The following is a 20,426-nucleotide window of genomic DNA, read 5'->3' as shown; positions in this document are numbered from 1 at the left end:
CGCCGCAGCTTGATTTTCGGGTCGTGGACGAGACGGCGAGTCCATTCGGATTGCCAGCTGCGAGGACTCCTCGCCTCGTCCACTACCGTCTACCCGAATGCTAAGGCGAGACGGACGATTAGTAGCGTCGCAGCACCGCATCGGGGTGTTGTTGCTCAAACCGCTGTTGCCCCTTGGCAGTGACGTGATCGGCGTCAACATAGACGTGTTTTAACTTCTTCAGGTCGTCCAGTTCGGACAAGCCATCGTCGCTGACGGAGGTTCCGTACAACCACAACCATTCGAGTTGTTTGAGTTTGCCGATCGAGGCCATGGCGGCATCGTCCACATTCGATTTGGCCAACCCCAACTGCCGGATCTGTGGGCTCGATTCGGCCAGTGCTTCCATCGCATCGTCGGCGATCATCGCGTTGCTCAAATGCAATCGTTCCAGAGGCACTGTACCGAGGTGCTTCACGTCTTCGGCCTGGACGGTGTTTCCTTCCAGACGGATTTCGACCAGTTCCTCCATCCCGCGAACGTGCTGAAAGACGGCAGAATCGAGCCGCGGGTTGTCGCGCAAGGCGAGGTAGTTGAGTGAGGTCAGGGTCTTGATACCGTCGAAGGCGTTATTGGAAATCTGAGGGCAATTCCCCAAGGTCAGCGACGTCAGTTGTTGCTTGTCGGAAAACCCTCGGACCAACGCTCCCACTCCGGCGTCGGTCAGCTTGGCTTTCTGGATCCAGAGTTTGGACAGCTTGGGGATCGCAAGCAGTGCGTTTTTGCAGCCGTCGGTGAGTCCGCTGGAAGTGACGGTCAGCAACTCAAGGTGGGGATGTTCCTTCAACGCGGCAAGCCCCTGGTCGGTGATGGCATCGGAATCAATGACCAGGCCCTTGATCGGTAACGTGGCGATCATCCGGACCTGTTGATCGTTGCTGCCGATGCGGGTCATGTAGACGGTGTGAACATCTTTTTCTTTGGCCAGTGTTTTGAGCGTGGCGTCGGTCAATGCGACCCGCAAATGGACATTCTTTTTGCCGACCGCGGTGGTGATGCTGTAGGGCTCGGCGGCGGCGAAGCCCTGGGAATCGATCCGCAGGGTTCGCAGTTTGGGGAGCAGCTTTTTCAGTTTATCGGCGCCCTCCTGTGTCACATTCGTGCGGCGCAGATTGACGTATCGCAGCTCGGTGAGTTGCTTCAGGTGCAACAAACCGTCGTCGCTGATCGGCGCCTCGGTCACCGTCAAGTACCTCAGCGACGTGACGTTGCCGAGTCGCTTGAGCACTTCGTCGGTGATCGGGGTTTGATAGGTCGACAACGTTTGTAAATCCAACTGACACAGTCGTTCCCAGCCGACCAGGGTCAGATCGGGCGATCGCATCAAAGACAGGTTGATGGCGGGGTGAATCCGTTCCAGGTACTTGCATTGCAGATCCGTCACACCGGTTGCCGTCAACTGCAGATGGGTCAATTGAGACAATCGATTGACGGTCTGGACCATTTGTTCGGTGACTTGTTGCGTCGAAAAACTGAAATTCCTCAGGTTTTGAAGTTCACCGATGGCTTGCAATCGTTCCGGATCGATCGAGGCAAACCAGGAGAGCGAGGTCAGGCCGGGGATTGATTTGAGTTTTCGGATGCCGTCGGCGGTGAAGGAGTCGTCGCCGAGATGCAGCCCCGACAGCGAGGGGAGGTGTCGAAGCTGTCCCAGCCCCGCGTCGGTGACGGCGGTGCGACTGAACGACAAATCGGAAAGTCGGTTGCAATCGAACAGGTGCTTTAATCCGGCGTCGGTAATGCCGTTGCCGGACAAGCGGACCCGGCGAAGTTGCGGCAAAAACTTGAGCCAGAACAGGTCTTGGTCTCTGGCGATTTGGATGGTGTAAACCGTTCCGCGGGTGGACCGATGGACTTGCACGCCGGCAGCGATCAACGCCTCGATGGCATGTTCCTCCTTGGACATCTTCAAACGGCGTGATTCGGACGCGGCCAAGTCCGCGACCGGATTCGCAGCATCCTTGGCCAGCCGATCCAGAGCCGCCAGCGCCGCCTCGGTGCACTCGCTGTCACGGGTGATTTCGACGAGCGCTCGCACGCATCGTTCGGCAACGTTCCGGTCGCCACCACCGGCAGTGCGCTCCAGGTGTGCGATCGCGTCGTTGCCACATTCGATCAGAAAACGATAGGCCGCTTGCCGCTTTGCGAACCTTGCGTGGGAAAGCTCTGCGATCGCCGCGCCAAGCGTCTTCGCGTCGCTGATCGGCGTCGCGGTTGAAGCGGTCGGCCCATCAGATTCGGCGGCTGGTGTCTGGGCTCGGGACTGCGCCCAGGAAACCGAGCCCACCCATCCACCGGTCAACCACACGACCAGCACGGCGATCGAGCGAAGCCATTGAGTCATCGAACCAACCCCAGAAAAGATGTCTGCCATTGCGAAGCCGCGCGGGCGATCAAACGAACTGGTTCAATATAGACAATCGTGCCGGAGCGGACCAGAAAGAGGGCAAGGGCGTCGAAGCAGCCCCCATTACAGACCAACCTTCCGAATCGAAATGCTCGATCGTGCACCCTCGCACATTCGGTGCGCCAGATCGGCTCACGATTGATTCGGTTGTGATTAAATCGACAGCCCGCTTGCGGGTGTCGCCAGATCAGTGCGGCAGCTTCGGTTTCAGCGCCGCGTACGCGAACATGCCCAGCAAGGCGCCGGCCAACGTAAACAACGCCATCCACTGGCCGCCTCCGATTTGCGCATAGATCGGGCCGGGGCAGGCACCGGTGATCGCCCAACCGGCGCCGAACAACGTCCCGCCGATCACCACGCCGGTGTGGTACCGCTTGGGCGTGTACTCGATCGGCTTTCCTTCGATCGATTTGATCTTTAGACGTTTGATCATCCACATCGCCGCCATCGCGACCACGATGGCGGTTGTGATGATCAGATACATGTGCGGCTCACGAAATAGAAACATGTCGTGAATGCGTTCCCAGCGGGCGACTTCGCTTTTGACAAACAAAATCCCCAGGTACACCCCCATCAGCAGCACCATCGTATAGGCGAGCGGAGAGGTCGTTTTCTGGGGCTGTTGCTCTGGCTGGTCGCCCTGCGGTTGGGACGCCGGATCAAGTGTTGTGTTCATGGTGTTTCTCAATGCCGTGTCTCACCGAACGGTTTAGAACAGCAAGCCTCCCAATCCCCAAGTCACGGCCAGGCCACCGGCAAAGAAGCACACCGTTGCCAACAAGCTGGGCCAGTTCAGATTCGAAATTCCCGTGATGCTGTGACCCGACGTGCAACCACCGGCGTACCGGGTCCCGAATCCGATCAAAAACCCGCCGCACAGCAATTTGATCGCGCCGCCGACGCTTTCCATCGAAGCCGGCAAAAAGGGTTTGGGATCCCGGGACAGAAACCGCGTGGCGATGAAGGATCCGATCGCGATCCCGACGACGAACACCACCAGCCACAAATTGGCTTTGCGATCAAATTTGCCGAGATAATCCAGTTTGCTGTTGGGGGAACACAACGCACCGATCTCTTGCAGACTGGTCGAAATACCAAACGCTTTGCCCGCCAGCAGGTACAGCAGCGGGACCGTCAATCCGATCAGGATTCCCGAAAGCCACCAGGGCCAAGGTTGCATTAACCATTGCATGTCAAGTTTCTGCGGAAGGTGGAGAGGTGGACTCGGCCGCGGCGCGGTAAATCAACCAGTACGCGGCCGGGATGACGATCAAGGTGAACACGGTGGATGTCAGGATGCCAAAGATGATGGCCCATGCCAAACCGGAAAACACCGGGTCCAGGGTGATCACCCAGTTGGCCAGCAAGGTCGTGCCCGCGGTCAACAGGATCGGCCGGGTGCGGACGGCCACGCTGCGGATGATCGACTCTTGCAAGTCAAACCCTTCGGCCTGGGCCAGATGAATGAAGTCGATCAGAACGACCGAGTTTCGGACCACAATCCCGGCCAAGGCGATCATCCCGATCATCGCCGTCGCCGTGACGAAGACCGGATTGGGGTGCCCGCCGACGGGTTGGTTCATGATCAGATTCAACCCCCAAAATCCTGGCATGATGCCGATCATCGACAACGGAATCGCCGACATGATCAACAACGGCAACGTCCGTGAACCGGTTTGGAACATCAACACGACAAAGATCCCGACCAACGCCGCGCCGAACGCCAACCCCAGATCACGAAACACATCCAGCGTGATGTCCCATTCGCCTTCACCGGCCCACTGGACCTGGTATCCATCGGGCACCGTCCAGGGCACGCCACCGCCGAGTGACAGCCAGGACCGGCGGCGCAGCGGCCGCGGCGTCGCAGCGGCATTGTCAGCGGCGGGCGTTTCGCTCCCCGCGGGCTGGCGATCCCACTGGACGTCCATGATCGCGTCGGCCGGCGGACGCCCGGCAACCTCGGCATAGACGTACACGACCCGTCTCAGGTTCTTGTGATGGATCGATTTATCTTCCAGCGTTTCACGGAACCGGCCCAGGGAACCGAGCTGGACAATCTGCCCTTGCTCTCCCTGGACGTAGATCTCTTCCAAATCATCCAGCGCCGAACGACTCTCGCGGGGAAGCTTCAACTCGATCCACAACGGATCCACTTCATCGGGCAGATGCAAGACCGTCGCCCGGTTGCCGCTCAGCACCGTCGCGACCGTCTCGGCGATCGTTTGCGTGGAGATCCCCGACAGGGAAGCCTTGGGTTTGTCGGTTTCGAATATGAATCGGATTTGGTCGTCTTCGGCGCTGACATCCAAGTCGACCACGCCGGGTTCCTGCTTCAGTCGCGCCATCACGTTCCTTGCAACGTCGATTTGTCGCGTGTAGGTTCCCTCGGGCGGCCCGTACACTTCGGCCGTGATCGTGGACAACACCGGTGGGCCGGGCGGGACCTCGACCAATTTGATGTTCGCGCCCATCGACCGGGCCAACTCGGTGACTTGATCACGGATGCGGAGCAGGATCTCGTGTGATTGCTGGACTCGTTGTTCTTTGGCCAGCAGATTGACGCGGATGTCGGCGACGTTTGGCCCTTGGCGCAGAAAGTAGTGCCGCACCAGACCGTTAAAATCCATTGGCGATGCCGTCCCGACGAACAGTTCGTAATCGCTGACCTCGGCCATTCCCCCGATAAACCGTCCGATCCGCCGCGAAACCACGTCGGTCCGTTCCAGTGTGGTGCCTTCGGGCATGTCGATGACGATTTGAAATTCGTTCTTGTTGTCATAGGGCAACATCTTGACGGGCACCCAGCGGAACACGGGCGGAATCATCGCCATGGCAAACAGCGCCGCAATCCCCAACAAGACACCCCAGGCGTACAGGGGACGGGAAAGAATCGGCGCCAGCACCAGCCGAGACAACCGATACAGCGGGCGGGTCGTCAGGTCATAGGCCTGGTCCGGGTTTTTCGAATCGTCGATCTGCTTGAGCGATACCATCGCCAGCCAGGGCGTGATCAAGAACGCGACGACGGTAGAAACAGTAACGGTCAGCGGAACGTTCAGCGCCATCGGCGCCATGTACGGTCCCATCATGCCGGTGATGAACGCCAACGGTAAAAAGCTGACGATGATGGCCAGTGTCGACAGGATCAATGCCGGACGGACTTCCTGCACCGCGCGCAGCACCGATTTGCGGGGCGGAAAAATCTTCATCGTGAAATACCGCGCGATGTTTTCCACGTCGGTGATCGGGTCGTCGACCAACAATCCCAGCGCCAAGATCAACGCGAACATGGTGACACGATTGATCGAATAGCCGACCATCAGATTGATGAACAAGGTCAAGCTGTAACAGACCGGGATCGCCAACGCGATCACCAGTGCCGGCCGCCATCCCATCGTCAATCCGATCAATCCGACGACGGTCAGCACCGCGACGACCAAGCCTTCGATCAGTTCGTTGACCTTCTCGTTGGCCGTTTCACCGTAATCACGGGTGACGCGAAAGTGCACTCCGCTGGGCAGATGCGTCGTTTGAAGCTCCTCAAGTCTTGCCTGGACGGCATCGGCCACCCGAACCGCGTTGGCCCCTTTGCGTTTGGCCACGGAGAGGTGGACAGCGGGGTACAGGTCCGTTCGGTCTGCATATTTGTCGTCGGCCGCGCCGAATCCGATCCAGCTGTAACTGTCCGCTTCGGCCGGTCCGTCGATGACCGATGCGACATTTTTTAAATACACCGGACGCCCGCCGGCGACGTTGACGACGATATTCTGCAATTGATCGACGTCGCGGATGAAGGTGCCGGTTTCGACGTTGAACTGAGTGTTCTGTTGTTCGAAACTTCCATTCCGCGCCGTCACGTTGCTGACCTGCAGCGCCCGTGCGACTTGCAACGGGGACGTGCGGTGGGCGGCCAATCGCTGGGCGTCCAGATTGACATAGACTCGACGCGGACGCCCGCCCACGACTTCGACGCGGTTCGCATCGGGGATCGCCTGCAATTGGTGTTGAACCTCTTCGGCGATCCGGCGCAGCTCATGATCCCCGTAACGGTCGGTCTGGTCCGACCAGAGCGTCGCGATCACGATCGGCACATCATCCACTTCGATCGGTTTGACGACCCAGGACTGTACGCCCGGCGGAATCTTGTCGGTCGACGAGTTGATCTTGTTGTAAATCTTGACCAGCGAGTCCTCGCGGTCTTCGCCGACGTAGAACCGCACGGTGACCACACACTCGCCGGGCCGCGAGACCGAATAGACGAATTCGACGCCATCGATCTGGTACAGCAGTTTTTCCAAGCGATCGGTGACCTGACGCTCCACCTCTTCGGCCGACAGGCCCGGTGCCGAGGCGAACACGTCGGCCATCGGCACGACGATTTGGGGTTCTTCTTCGCGCGGGGTTAAAAACAGTGCGGCGGTGCCCAGCAACAGGGAAACCAACACCAGCAAGATCGCGACATCGCCACGCAAAAAGAGTTCGACGATCCGCGTCATCAACGGCGTGTCGGCGGTGTCGTCAACCGCCTGGTTGTCATCATCAGAGGGTGTCATCGGCTGGGCTCTCCTTCACTGGGCTCTCCTTCACTGGGCCATCGACGTGCAACACCACTCGCTCGCCCGCTTCGACACCACTGAGCACTTCCTGGCGGCCCGGCATGCCGAGTTGCCCGATCTTGACCAACCGCCGCTCGATGTTTCCGTCGGCAAGTACGACGTCGACAAACTCCAATTGCCCGACCTCGATCAACGCGTCGGTGTTCAAACACAGGTGCCGCCGCTGGCCGGCGGGGATCCGCAGTCGTCCGAACATCCCCTCGTAAAGCTCGTCGGATTTGGGCAAGCTGGCTTTGACCAAAAACGACCGGCTGGGCGCGTCGGCTTGGGGGACGATTTCATCAATCGTGGCGTCGAATTCTCGATCGAGCGCGTCGACGTAGACCCCCAAGTGATCATCGACGTTTAGCTTGACGGCCAGGTGTTCCATCACGGGGGCTTCCAGCCGCAAGGAGGTCGCGTCATACAGGGTCAAAATCGGCTCGCCGGGTCGGGCGATGTCACCAGGTTCGGCCGAGCGATCGACGATCCGGCCATCCTTGGCGGCTTTGATCACCGTGTAAGATAGCAACGCTTCGGCTTCTTGGACCGCCTGGGTGGCTTGTAATTCGTTTGCACTGGCGACCTGCAAGTCACGTTTGGCCAAATCGAATTCGGATCGCGACAGTGCATTCTGCCGCTGCAATGTTTCTGCTCTTGCGAACGCTTTTTCGGCTTGCTCGCGGTTGGCGGTGGCGGCTTCGAGTGCCCGTTTGGCTTGGTCCAGCCGGGCTTCGTATTCCTTGCTGTCCAGTCGGATCAGCTCTTGGCCCCGCTGGACCTGGTCGCCGGCGGTGACACGGATCTCGGCAATCGTCGCCAGCAGTTTTGCCGCGACGACGGTCCGGCTGGATGCCTTCAGCGTCCCGATCGCCTCTTCGATGGTCGACTTTTCGATTTCATGAACGATGTCGGTCGGCTGGTCGGTGTGCTTGGGAATCCCGCGACCGGTCCAACCTGGTTGGACCTTGTCTTCGAACATGCCGGACAACCAGGCGATGGTCACGACCAACAACAACAACCCGCCGGCGACCATTCCGATCCGGCCAAAACTTGCTAGCCACCTTCGAATCACATCTCTCTGCATGACAATGGCTCCCTTGATTGGTCATCCTCGGTCGCAACAAGCGTGTGGCCTGGGTGCTGGGGGGCGAACTGATACTGGCGGACAAACCGTTTGTCGATCCAGGTCTTCAACCACCAACACCAACGGGCGTGAACGGCGAACGGGCCGTATTGCAGGATCGCTTTCCCGTCTCCGGTGTTCAGTAGCTTTAGAAAATCGCGTTGTGGCTCGAATCGCTGTAGCGTTTCCCCGCTCAGAAACGCGTTGACGTTGTGCCACAGGATCGGACACTGCCGGACGGCATACACGCCCGCCTTGGGTGAGGGCGCATCGACCACCGTGCCCGAGTCGCCGACGGCAAAAATCCGCTCGTCCGAAAGCGACTGCAACGTTTTCGATGTGGCGATGAATCCTCGGTCGTCTGTTTGCAGACCGAGGCGATCGAGCACCGGTGGGGCCGACGCACCGGTCGCCCAGATCACGGCATCACAGTCAAACCATCGTTCGTCATCGGTTTGCAGGGCGGTGTCGGTTACCTCGACGACACGATGGCCGCGATGAATCGCGATCTCGCGGCGCCGCAACAGACGCTCGATCATCCGCACGCTGCGCCCGGGCATCCCATCGGCCACATGACCGCTGCTGGTGAAGATTTCAATTTCGATCGGCCGCCCGCGATCGCCGGTTTGCCACTGCTGTTGCAAACACAACGCAATCTCAACGCTCGCGACACCGCCACCGACGACCGCCACCCGCAGCGGCCCGGTCGTCACCGCCGCCGCGTCCTGCAATCGCGTCTCGAGTCGCTGTAGAAAGGTCTGCATCGGTTTGATCGGGACCAGCAACTTCGAATCCGAATGTTGTTGCCACCCGACCGGCATCGATCCGACGCCGATCGAGAGCACGTCAAAGTGGACCGGGGCGCGGTCACAAAAGTGCAATTCCCCCTCGGTCAGGTCGATGCCGTCGGTGTCGGCCAGGATCAGCTCGGCGCCGGCCTGGTCGGCAAGCGCCGCCAGATCGATTCGCATTTCATCATCGTGGAACTGATGCCCCAGCGTGCCGGGCAGCATCCCCGAGTACGTCGCCGCCGGGAACGTGCTGATGCAAATCAACCGGCAACCGGGGATCGGGTCCTCGGCCCACCGTTTGACCAGATGGGCATTGGTGTGGCCGATGCCCAGCAGAACGATGGTTTTCTGCTCGACATTGGCCGGCGGCGGGTTCACTTGGTGACCTGTTCGTACTTCGAGGGAATCTTGTAGCGATCGCTATAGGTGTGGACGCGATTGGTCGGCTTGCCGTCCAGGGTCACCAGCGGCAACTCGGCATCGACCCATTTCAAAATGCTGCCCTTGTAGTTCTTCACTTTGACGCCCTTGGCGGCGAGTTGTTTGGCGTAGGCGCCGCTGCGTCCGCCGACGGTGCAGTAGGGGATCACGGTGCGACCCTGGTACTGCCCGCGGTCGGTTTCGAACTGTTTTTTTGTGATCGCGCCGGGAATGATCGAGACGTTGACCTCCGCGTCCGAGCGGACATCGACGACCACGAAATCCGGCGCCGGTGTTTCTTTGCCCGCTGCCTTCGCGTCGGCGACGACTTGCTGTTGTTTTTCAAGCAACGACTGCAACTGGTCGGTGCTGATCGTTTCGATCTTCGGGCCGCCGAATAACCCGCCAAACTGGGCCGTCGCGGGTTGCGGAATCAATGCAAAGACCGCCAGTGAAAAAAGTCCAAGCCAACCGTTGCGTTTCATTTTTTTTGTCCTCGGTTTCGTGGGTTGCTGGGCCAGAGGGAGGCGGACGGGCGGGGTTACTCACGAACCAATGATCAATATATCGATAGCTCACGAGGTGTCAATTAAGTTTTCTCGTGGCCGTCCGCCAGAAAAACTCGACATACCGCACGACGCCTTGCTGCGCCCGCGGGACGCGTCCAGCTGACATGTTAACACCGGTCGCGCGGTTCGAGACCTCTGAGATAGCCGGCAGTGACGCGTTTCACTCTCTCTGCCAGGACTGTTTTTTTAATTTTGCTTTCGGGGGGGGGGAGTGCTCGGGAAATTGAAAAAGCCCACCGATGGCATCGGCGGGGACTGGCATCGGCGGGGACAGACCTCCCTATGATTCAGGCGGCCGGGGAAAGTCATGAAAACCCAGTCCGTTCCACCCCTTGGAAAAGTAGATCGGGGACAGACCCGTGTGTGGATCGGGGACAGACCCGTGTGGATCGGGGACAGACCCGTGTGGATCGGGGACAGACCCGTGTGGATCGGGGACAGACCCGTGTGGATCGGGGACAGACCCGTGTGGATCGGGGACAGACCCGAGCAGGGCGTGGTGGCCGTTGAGTCGCGAAACGGGGCGGCTTATCTAGACCGTCAGAAGATTCCTAGGGTCGAAACGCATTGTTCGTTGCTCGTCGCGGTGAACGAAGTCGCGGGAGCTTGCTTTGCCGGGATGGATTAGAGAGTCGAGCCGAAGTTGCGGGCCGTTTTGCACGCCGACGGTTACGCTGCCTGCCCGAACAGCATGCGCGTGTGCCGGGGAATATAGAATCGTCGTCCAGTCTGCTTCGTCCGCTCGTGATCGATGTGCTCGGGACGACCGGCGATGGTTGAAAAGACTTCGCTGAAATTCGCGACGAGTGTGAACCAAAGTGTGGGGGACAATCCGAGGCGTTTCAGGATCGGCGGCAGGTCGGAAGGCGTCTTCCCAGGTTTCTCGGAGGCTAATTGCCGAGCGGTCCAGTCCAACAGTTGCAGGTAGGCTTCTTCGCTGATCGCCACGAATCCCTTGTCGCTACATCGCTCTCCTGACTCGCTCGGATGCGGCCCTGCCGTGGCGATGGCTTCGTTTAGGTTCACCGGCGAGAGAAAGGCATCCGGACGGCGGGTTTGTGGCGAAGTCGTTGGCGTCGGGGTATCGATCGATTCCTGATCAAGTGAATTGCAAGACTGTTCCTCCGACGTTTGCTTCGACGCACGGACCGACTCGATTCGTCGCTGCGCCGACGTATGGTCACTCATTTCTAATGTTTCGGCGACGCATGCGCGGATCAGATTCAGATCAACGTAAACAGAGCAAGCCAAAATGGCTTCTTCGTCGACCAACGGGACGGCTTTGAAACGCCCCTGGAAGAAGTGCCCCTCGACTTCATCTTCGTTGTTGGCGCGCTGAGCGATGCGTTGATTTAACAGGCGCATCCACCACGAGATGTTGCTCAGTCGCAGCCGAATCTCGGCAACCCTGTGGGGGACGTTCCGAATGCCATCCAACTCCGCTTGCGACGGCGCCATCGGATCCCCCTTGGCGTCGGTTCGTTCCGGGCAAATCATCAGCCAACGACGTGCCACTTCGGTGTCGTCCCATGTGTCGACGACATCGGGGCGCGACCGTAGCACAAGGTGGAAGTGGTTTGAAAGAATGGCAAAGGACGGCAAGTCGATTCCGAAGAACGCCGCAAAATGCCTAAGCTGGTTCTCAATCCAGTCCTTTCGGTAATCGAAATTCTTGCCTGAAACCGCGTCGTCGCCGAGGAGCCAGCAACCTCGCACGGTTCGGCTCATGACGTGAAACGCTTGAACTTCGTACGGGTCTAAGATTTCAGAGCGATTAGATCTCGCCATCGCAGAGTCTCCCCAACTCGTTTCTGGACTCTGCTGCGGGCATGAGGATCTTCCTCCACCATTCGCAGCGAAAAAACGAGTCGCCGTGCGACTCCACTTGACTGCCTTCATTCCACCCAGATGGAGCGTCGTAGTCAAGCCAAAAAACATCGAAATCTCATCGAGCCGACAATTCCCCGCGCTAGCAAAGCCCTTTGCAAATGCAAGCATTAGGCGCCGATGGGGACAGACCCCGAGAATGGGCGAATGCAAGCATTACGGCGCCGATGGGGACAGACCCCGAGAGTGGGGGCGCCGATGGGGACAGACCCCGAGAGTGGGCGGTGCGGCAATGCAAGCATTGTAGCGACGGTGGGGAACCGCTGCGCGGTGGTTTTTGTAATCGCCAGCTCGGGGGCGGAGCCGCCTTGCCGCGGTGTTGCCGAATCTGATACAGGCGGATCGAGATTCCCTGCCGCAATATTGATCTTGTGAAATCAAAGCTTCCCGATCCGATTGAATCCGCGCCTGTTGAAGTTCGGATAGTCCGCAAACTTGGAAAGGGGCGCGCGGCGACGGCCCGGCTGGTCGACGCGACCTTTGCCGACGGTTTGACGCAGCGGGTGGTCGAAAAGGTGTTCTGTCCGGGGCGGTTAACGCGGACGATCTACCGACTGTGCTTCTTCGCCCCGTTTGCCTATCAATTCAATCGCGATGCGATCCTGGCGTGCTTCTTTCGCCGCCGCGTGGCGGCAGAGGTTTTGCGTCGGCATCAGTTGGACGCTGACGTCACCATGCCACGAGTCGCGAAGCCACTGTATGTCCGCTTCGACGCCGCGGCGCCCGGTTGGGTGTTGGCGGCCGAGCACATCGACGGTCGCGGCGTTCGGCCGGCCGCCCCGGGCGAGCCTCGTGGCGAAATCGATCAGCTGGTCGATGTGATGCGGCAAGCCAGTGGAGCTTTGATCGCCGGCGGGCTGACCGGCAGCGGTTGGCAGATCGATCCCCGAGCGATGGTCTCGTCGGCCAACCTGTTGCGCCGCGGCGATTGTTACACGATCATCGATTTGGAATCCGGCATCCCCGCCGTTTTGGTCCCCAAGTATTGGATGCTGGCCGCCAGCGAGCGAACCTTTCCTCCCTTTGATGACGTCGATGCCGACCGGTTACGGTCACAGACGCTTGAGGCCACGGCAGACGTGGAGGCATTGATCCATCACACGTCGCGTTGGAAAGCGGCCGAACCGGCGCCGCTGCGACTGGCCACTTGGGAACGAATCGCCGGCAAGCTTCGACGTCGTGTCGCTCGCTCGGCGCGTGCGGCGTGGCATCTGCTCTCGCGGCCGCGATTTCAAACTTACGTGGGGTTGCGCTACATTCGGCATGCGATCCGGCGGTGGGAAAGGGAACAGCGGATCGGATCGGACGAAGCGGCCGAACTGAATCGTCAGGTCGATGCGCAGGAAGTGGCTACGTACGCGCGGGGGATGGCGCTGCACTTGGCGGTCAAGGCATGTTCGCCGTGGGTGGTGCCGGCGAAATACGGTGGCCTATTCGCTGCGATTGCGACCGGCAAGGTTTGGTTTTTATTGCCGTGGTTGATTTTACCTTTGGCCCGCACGCTGGTGACGCTACTGAGCTGGTTCTCGTCCGGTCGCCGCGTCCGGCATACCGAAGCGTTGCTGTGGGGCGTCCTGCCGACGGTGGGATCGCTGGCGTTTCCGATCCAAATTCTGGTCCGGCGTCCCGTGTTGGCGCACTTCCTGATCCGTGACTTTGCCTCGCGGCTGGGTCGTCGTTTGCCGATCTATGGCGGCAAAGATTCACGCACGGAGATGATGTTCATTCGCTGGAGCGACCGCATCTTGCTGGCGACGGGGTTGGTGGCACCGGCAGAGCCAGTGCCCGAAGAGGAAAAGGGGAGCAACGCGCCGAACGTCGCATCGCCCTTTGGGCAGGCCGCCGTGGCGACGGTCACGAAACGAGCGGCTTGACGGCCTGCAAGCGGTCGGCGTTTACATGGTCGAACGTCGCTACCTTCGCCAGAAAGTGGATCCCGGCCGCGTCGCACGCTCTGGCGAGCATCGCAACGTCAGAGATCCTCGCCCCCTCATCCCCAGCCCTTCTCCCCCGCAAAGCCGGGGAAGAAGGGAGCCATGGTGTAGTTGTGCAGACGTCCACAGATTCGGGGACGGGGGCTAGGAATTGACGGTTCTGCTAGGCCTCGAGGATCAGAACGGCTGTTGGGCTTGGCGGCCGGCCATGGCGGCGGCACCGATCGATCGGATCAGGCCTTCGCCGATGGTCAGCTTCATCGCCGAGCCGTTGGGGATCGACTTGGTGGTGACGTTGACTTCGCCCTTGTCTTCCGAATTGGTCAGGGCGTTGATCATTGCCGCCACGTTGTCGTTGGCTTCGACCGACTGTGCCAATTCCATGAACGGCAACAGTTTCATCTTGAATTGACCCAACGGACGATCGCCCCCGTTGTCGCTGCTACCGGACGTGATGAATTCCTTCAGCAGTTCTTCGCTGCCACGTCCTGCCGCGACGTAGACCGCTTTGGGGGCGGTCCCGATATGGACCTGGATCTTGTCACCGAACAGCTTGCGGACTTCGTCTTCGCTGGCCGGCACATCGGCTTCGATCAGGTGCAGCGTCACGCCGCCGAAGTTTCCGTTGTCGAATTTAAACTTGGGGGCATCGGGGCTGTCGGGGACCTTCGTCGCCAGGTCTTTTGCCAACTCCGCGACCTTGTTGCCATCGGCGACGAAGGTTCCGATCACGGCTTTGAACTCGTCGCGGCCGGCCATCACCAAGGCGCCCATGTCCGCTTTGCCTTCGGACAGCGATTCGGTGACGATGTCGCTGAGACGGTCGATGTACTGATCGATCTCGTTGACCTGATCTTCGGTCAGGTTGCCCTCGTTTTCCAAGGCCCCCTTGATCATCGACAACGAGGACGCGATGCCTTCTTTGGCTTGCGTGATCGCTTCGGGGCTGATCGACGTGGCGCTATGAATATAGGCAGCCGCGTCGTCGCGGATGACCGACGCGAAACGCGAGGGGATCGATTGTTGACCGCCGTAAACCGCGGCCAATTGCGTTCCACCGACGGCGGTGAACGAGAAATCCAACGCGACTTGCTTGTTGGCTTTGTCGATGTTCAATCCGACGTTCAGCTCGTCCGCTTCTTGAACCAAACGTTCCAGTTGTGCGATCGAGTTCTCGGCAACCTCTCGGCCCGATGCGGCGTCGGGTTGTTGCGCCATCGTCTGCTCGAATCCCTGACGCAACTGGTCGATCAAGATGTTGCGGATTTCGACGGGGACCTGTTGGACTTGCAAGCGGATCGCCACGTTGTAGTTGTTGCCCATGCCTTGAAACAGATCGCCGGCGTCTTCCGGGGCTAACGCGAGCGCGGCTTGGTTTTGTGCCGCGACAGCGTTGTTCGCGTTCTGTTTGATGTACAGCATGTTTTGGTTGACGGTCAGCACCAACGTTCCGTCATCCAATTCATCGACCGGACCGGTCTGGGCTTCCAGACGTTTCAAGATGGGTCGGATGTCCTTGGTCGGCAACACGACGATCGGTTGCGGCGTTCCCCCGACCAGCGGAACGAGCATCCCGATCGGCTGGTCCATGTCCATGCCTTGGGTGAACGTGGCGGCCAACATCGGGAACATCGCCAATTGCGGCTGGCTGGTGATTTCGGCCAGGTAGCTGACGTCATCCATCAACTTCTTGACTGAACCGAGCGTGACGACGACGACCGGTTGCGTGCCATCGGTGAGTGTCGCACGCGACGAGTCGGCCGCCGGCGCGAGGCGATCTTGAGCCATCGCCGGGGCGGCCAAGAGCGTGGTTGCCAGAACCGCGGCGGCCGCGACGGATCGGACGGCATGCCGGGGGCGGAGACAATGTGTCATGAAACCCATAATCGTTTGTTGTCCTTGTGACAGATGGGGGTGTTAGATTCGAGCGTAGTGTCTACCAATTCGGCGGGAACCTGACAACTTTGGGACGCCGCAACGGATCGAACTCTTCCAAATCCAATGCCGGTCCGCCCCCCGTGTGAAGGGTTCCCCGCACAAAGATCTACCCGCCGAGCGCGGGTGAGGTTTCACCGGGCGGGAAAAAAAGAAAGGCGGCCACCCGGAAAACGGGTGACCGCCTTTGAATTGCAAGCAAAAGCCGTTTGCGTCAGGAATTCGGATCAGTTACCGAAACCGCCGCCTCCGCCGAGGCCTCCGCCACCGAGGCCGCCGCCGGCTCCACCGCCCAAGCCGCCGCCAGCACCGCCGCCGCCGGCACCTCCGGTTTGACCATCGACGAAGTTGAACGTGCTGACGTCACCGACTTGGGAGAAGAACGGTGCGGGCGAAATCCGCACATAACGTCGGTCGGCCGAAATGATCGCCAGGGTCGACAGCGATGCCCCTTCGGGCAACTGTGTGATCTGGGGCTGGAACCCGACGGCACCATTGCGGCCGAAGAAGGGATTCGCGCCGACGCCACCGGTCAAGATTTGGGCGTCGCGGTACAGGTCTCGCAGCACCTGCGCCGAATCGCTTCCGGGGTTTGCGAATTGGCCGAGCAATTGGCCATTGAGATCACGTTGGACGTCTCGCAGGTGTGCCAATTGGGCTTCGCCGAGTTTCTCCTGACGCTTGCCTTCTTTGACTTCAAAAACGAACAAGGCGTCTTTTTCCGTCAGCGGAACCTCTTTGCGAATGAATCGCTGGGACGGTCGTTTGGCATCGGTGACGATTTCGACGGTGACCTGTCCGGTGGAAACCTCGCCCCAGACCTTGCGGACCAGCAGACGGTATTGGCCGCTGAAACCTCGCGGGCAGATGTAGGTTTCCGAGACGGTTCCGGTGTTGTCTTCGCCTTGACCGGGATAGGAGTCACCGAGCAGCGTGCCGCCGCTGGCGCTGGAGCGGTTTTCCAGCGAACAGACGGTCCCGCCGGGTTCTTCCACGGCCAAGTCGATATCGGCATCGCCGGTCCACGAGACCCGCACGATCACATCATGTGCGGCGGCCTGGTCGAGGGCTTTGGCAAACTGGGCCGCTTCCTCGTCCAGTCCTTTCTCTTTCAGCTCGGCGTAGGCGCTGCGTGCCAACAGGGTCGCTTTGTCGACGACGGGCGAGAATTCGGCCGGCCACGCTTGTGACAGGACACCGTTGGCGGCCCAAGCGATCGCGGCCGGGTCGTTGAGTTGTTCGGCCAGTCGCAGCCCCATCACGTAGGTTTCGCGCCGGTTCGGATCCAATTCCGCGACCCGCTTGCACAGTCGCAGCGAGGCGGCGTCGCTGCCCAAATCCTCCAGCCGAGCGGCGACATTCAAGATGTCGGCCGGGGTCTCGGCGAAATCGACCGCGGACAACAGTGCCCGTTCGACTTCGGATTTCGGCGCGGCGGTGGCGGTCAAGGCGATCGCATAGGCTTGGTACATCCACGGTTGAACGTGACCGGCCCGAATCGCTTCGCTGATCATGTCGCGCGATTGGCTGAACCATTCGACGGCCGCTTGGCGATCGCCCTGTTCGTCCGCCGCAGCGGCTCTGACAGAGTACTTTCGCGCGGTCGCACGGATCTGTTGGTCCAGGATGGTGATTTCGCGGACGTCGCCCAAGGTCAGTCCGGCAAAGAACTGCTCCCACGCTTCGCTGCGTGTTTGGCCTTCTTTGGGGGTGACTTTCAGCGGGTGGATCAGCTGCTGGTCAGCCTCGGAAAGTACTGCCGCGGCGGTGTCGCTCGGCGTGGCGCTAGCGTCGTCGGCTGCCGGGGCGGAATCCGATTTGGATTCCAAGCTGACGTTATCGGGCACGACGAACATGCCGCCGCCCATGCCGCCGCCCATCATGCCGCCGCCCATGCCGCCGCCCATGCCGCCGCCCATGCCGCCACCCATGCCGCCGCCCATCATGCCGCCGCCCATCATGCCGCCGCCCATGCCGCCGCCCATGCCGCCGCCGCCGAGCGAAACGATCGGCACGACGAGGTCACCGACGGGGTAGACTTTGGTCACCAGGTTGTCTTCAGCTGCTTCGACGGTCGTGATCTGCATCACTTCGTCTTTGATCAGATAGGTCAGTTCCAGGTCACGCAACATCAGTCGCAGGAACGATCGCAAGGTGACGTTCTTCAGGTCGATGTTGACGCCAGCGTCAGCATCCAGGCCGATTTCCTCGAGTGCCCGGTTGTCGATCACGATCGGAATTTCGTGCGTGTCGCTGATCGTTTGAATGGCCTCGCTGAGCGGGGTTTCGATGAACGTTTGCGTCGTCTCGTCCGACAGCGATGCTTCGATCTTACGTTCGGTTTCGTTGTCGCCGACCAGTTCGATCGAACCGTAACGTTCCAGACGACGACGGCTGAGCGCTTGCCAGACGTCCGCATCGGGATACAGAATCGGCGGTTCATCGACGAACGGGATGTTGCTCTTGAGCACCAACGAGAACGCATCGACGAAGTTCCGTTCACGCATCTCCTTGTAGCGTCGGTCGCGGTCATAGGTCTGCAGCGCCAACGGTTGATCGGTGAAGTGGCGACCGGCGATCGAGTCTTCGGTGATCGAGTCGCCGGAGATCTCGGCGAATTTCAACGACACTGCGCCGTCGGCTTCGGTGTAGCGGCCTTCGTCGATCAACGCGTTCATTTGTTGGGAAAGCGTTTTCAGGGTCGCTTCGCGGCGGAAGGTTTCTTCCAACAATCGTGCGGTCGCACGCGAGGCTTCGTCTTGTGCGACGATGTTGGCTTGTTGGGCCGCGAAACGTGCTTCGGCGCTGCTGGCCGCTTGGATCGCCGATTGCAACTGGCTTTCCAGATCCTGACGCAGTTTGGGTTCGATGTCCGGCAGCGTTTGCACGCGGGCGAGCACGGATTTCAGCTGGCCGGCGACACCGGTCGGATCCTTCCTCAAGGCGCGTTCGGCGGCACGCAAGGCCGCTTTGACTTCGGCACGCAGACGTCCGTTGGCGGCGCTGCGTTCGGCTTCGATGCGATCGAGCAAGTCGCCGCCGCGTTCCAGAATCTCGTCATCGCCGACGATGCTGCGGCTGGGCGGGACCATCGGCAGACGTCCGCCGCTGGGGGCCGCCGGGGCCGGTGTGGCAGCCGCCGGGGCCGGTGTGGCAGCCGCCGGGGCGGCTTCGGCCGGAGCGGGAGCGGCGGGTGCAGGTGCTGCGGGGGCTGGCTGGGCCGCTGCTGCCGGTGCGGGGTCGCCGAACAAGTCGTCTGCGGCGGGGGCCGCCGGCGCTGCCGGTTCTTCCGTCCCGAACAGATCGTCCGCGGCAGGTGCCGGGTCGGCCGGTTGGGCTTCGTCGCCGAACAGGTCGTCAAACGGCGATTCGTTTTGGATGATCAGCGTGGTGCCGCTGACTTTCACCAATGCCTTGGCGTCTTCGTTGTTCGGGTCAGCTTCCAGAGCCATTTCCGCGACGGCTTTGGCGCCTTTCTTGTTGCCTTGCTTCAAAGCCAACTTGCCAGCCCGCACCAGTTCGTCGGACTTGGCCGCCAGGATGCGAGCGGTTTCGCGAAGCATGACGCTGCTGGCCGTGGGCAGGGTCAGACCGGCGTTTTTCTTGGCACCGTCGACCAGCCCCGGCAGGAAGGCGAAATCGGGGTTGCCGTGTTCGATCGTCGCAGCGGTGGTGACGCGAATGTTGGCCGTCGGCGTCGTTCCTTTCAGATCCAATTGCATCGAATCGATGTCGCCGGCGATTTGACCGAGCAGGATGGAATCGCGATCGACACGCAGCGGCGGAAGACGTTTGCCATGAGCGATCGTCACCGCTTGGGGCAAGTCCGCAGCGTCGATCCAGATCGGTGAACGCACGGCCGACTCGGTCACGCGGGCGGCCATCGCCGTTGCAGTGTTGCCGTCGGCTTCGCTGACGATCCCCAACACGCCGCCGGTGTGATTGGCCAGAATCGCCATCAGTTCAACGTTCTTGGAAGGGCCGATCGCGACACTGTGAACTGAGATATGGTCGGCTCGCAGTGCGTCGATCAAGGCCGCAAACCGCGTTTGGTTGCCCGTCGCGTCGATCGATGCTCCGTCACCGATGTAAACGATCGAACGCGTGTGGCTGCGGGGGGCGGCCAACAACGTGCCACGGACCGCATCGATGACCGACACCATGTTCGTGTTGCCCAGCGGCAAACGTCGTTTCAGTCCTTCGAGCGCCGCGGTGACACTCGAATCGGCCGCGGGAGTCAGGGCATCCGACAGTGCGACCGCATCCACATCGGCGGCGAACACTCGCACGCGATCCTGGGGGCGAAGCGATGCGACGGTCTTGGCGGCCGCGGCGAGTGATTCACGACGGAACTCACCCGATTGGCTGGCCGAGGTGTCGACGACGACCACCACATCGGCTGCCGGTGCCTCGACGGCCTGCAGCAACGCGTCATCAGCCGACGGCAGGATCGAAGCGGCGAAATAGGCCGCGCTGTCAGCACTCGCCTGGTCGCCGGGGAAACTGACGACGCGGACCTGCGCACCACTGTCCTTGGCCGCGACACTGTCGGCCGCGTCAGCCAACACCGCTGCCATCGGGATCGTGAATGCCACAAGGGCGGCAAGGGGACGCAACCAACGCCCCGGCGTGATCAAAGTTTGAAATTGACGTGCGACGTCTCGCATCTGAATGTTCTCCGCGGTGCTTGAAAACGGCGATCTGCCTGTCTTCATCGGAA

11 protein-coding genes are annotated in these 20,426 nt (G+C 60.6%); 1 reads left to right on the top strand and 10 read right to left on the bottom strand.

Features of this window, described 5'->3' with window-relative positions:
- Nucleotides 1–118 precede the first annotated feature (118 nt).
- The 8 genes from H1B37_RS03800 to H1B37_RS03765 all read right to left on the bottom strand — a co-directional run bounded on the left by H1B37_RS03800 (nt 119) and on the right by H1B37_RS03765 (nt 11,678).
- Nucleotides 119–2,383 (bottom strand): leucine-rich repeat domain-containing protein, encoded by a 2,265-nt coding sequence (locus tag H1B37_RS03800; protein WP_182865295.1) that lies wholly within the window; start codon nt 2,381–2,383, stop codon nt 119–121.
- 250 nt (nt 2,384–2,633) lie between these two features.
- Entirely contained in the window at nt 2,634–3,122 is a 489-nt protein-coding gene (locus H1B37_RS03795; protein ID WP_182865294.1) for a DUF6691 family protein, read from the bottom strand.
- Between the two features lie 33 nt (nt 3,123–3,155).
- Nucleotides 3,156–3,638, bottom strand: a complete 483-nt coding sequence (locus H1B37_RS03790; protein ID WP_182865293.1) for a YeeE/YedE family protein — start codon at nt 3,636–3,638, stop codon at nt 3,156–3,158.
- A gap of 1 nt (nt 3,639) precedes the next feature.
- Nucleotides 3,640–7,002 carry an efflux RND transporter permease subunit gene (locus tag H1B37_RS03785; RefSeq protein ID WP_182865292.1) on the bottom strand — a complete coding sequence of 1,121 codons (3,363 nt, stop codon included), beginning with the start codon at nt 7,000–7,002 and terminating at the stop codon, nt 3,640–3,642.
- Entirely contained in the window at nt 6,989–8,131 is a 1,143-nt protein-coding gene (locus H1B37_RS03780) for an efflux RND transporter periplasmic adaptor subunit (protein WP_182865291.1), read from the bottom strand. Before H1B37_RS03780 ends, H1B37_RS03785 begins: the two co-directional genes overlap by 14 nt.
- Nucleotides 8,116–9,339 (bottom strand): FAD-dependent oxidoreductase, encoded by a 1,224-nt coding sequence (locus H1B37_RS03775; RefSeq protein WP_182865290.1) that lies wholly within the window; start codon nt 9,337–9,339, stop codon nt 8,116–8,118. Before H1B37_RS03775 ends, H1B37_RS03780 begins: the two co-directional genes overlap by 16 nt.
- Entirely contained in the window at nt 9,336–9,866 is a 531-nt protein-coding gene (locus H1B37_RS03770; protein ID WP_182865289.1) for a rhodanese-like domain-containing protein, read from the bottom strand. Before H1B37_RS03770 ends, H1B37_RS03775 begins: the two co-directional genes overlap by 4 nt.
- A gap of 753 nt (nt 9,867–10,619) precedes the next feature.
- Nucleotides 10,620–11,678, bottom strand: a complete 1,059-nt coding sequence (locus H1B37_RS03765; protein ID WP_286177385.1) for a hypothetical protein — start codon at nt 11,676–11,678, stop codon at nt 10,620–10,622.
- 530 nt (nt 11,679–12,208) lie between these two features.
- Between H1B37_RS03765 and H1B37_RS03760 the strand changes: the two genes are divergently transcribed.
- The gene (locus H1B37_RS03760) at nt 12,209–13,711 is read left to right on the top strand and encodes a hypothetical protein (protein ID WP_182865287.1); all 1,503 of its coding nucleotides are present in this window, start codon (nt 12,209–12,211) and stop codon (nt 13,709–13,711) included.
- 237 nt (nt 13,712–13,948) lie between these two features.
- On the opposite strand, the gene H1B37_RS03755 is transcribed toward H1B37_RS03760, so the two are convergent.
- Together H1B37_RS03755 and H1B37_RS03750 are read right to left on the bottom strand one after the other, a co-directional pair.
- The gene (locus H1B37_RS03755) at nt 13,949–15,646 is read right to left on the bottom strand and encodes a hypothetical protein (protein ID WP_182865286.1); all 1,698 of its coding nucleotides are present in this window, start codon (nt 15,644–15,646) and stop codon (nt 13,949–13,951) included.
- Between the two features lie 287 nt (nt 15,647–15,933).
- The gene (locus H1B37_RS03750; RefSeq protein WP_286177384.1) at nt 15,934–20,421 is read right to left on the bottom strand and encodes a DUF2135 domain-containing protein; all 4,488 of its coding nucleotides are present in this window, start codon (nt 20,419–20,421) and stop codon (nt 15,934–15,936) included.
- Nucleotides 20,422–20,426: the final 5 nt, after the last annotated feature.

Source organism: Stieleria mannarensis (assembly GCF_014154935.1).
Classification (GTDB): Bacteria; Planctomycetota; Planctomycetia; order Pirellulales; family Pirellulaceae; genus Stieleria; species Stieleria mannarensis.
Note: the sequence above shows the minus strand (reverse complement) of the source record. Positions and strands in the feature narration are given on the sequence as shown.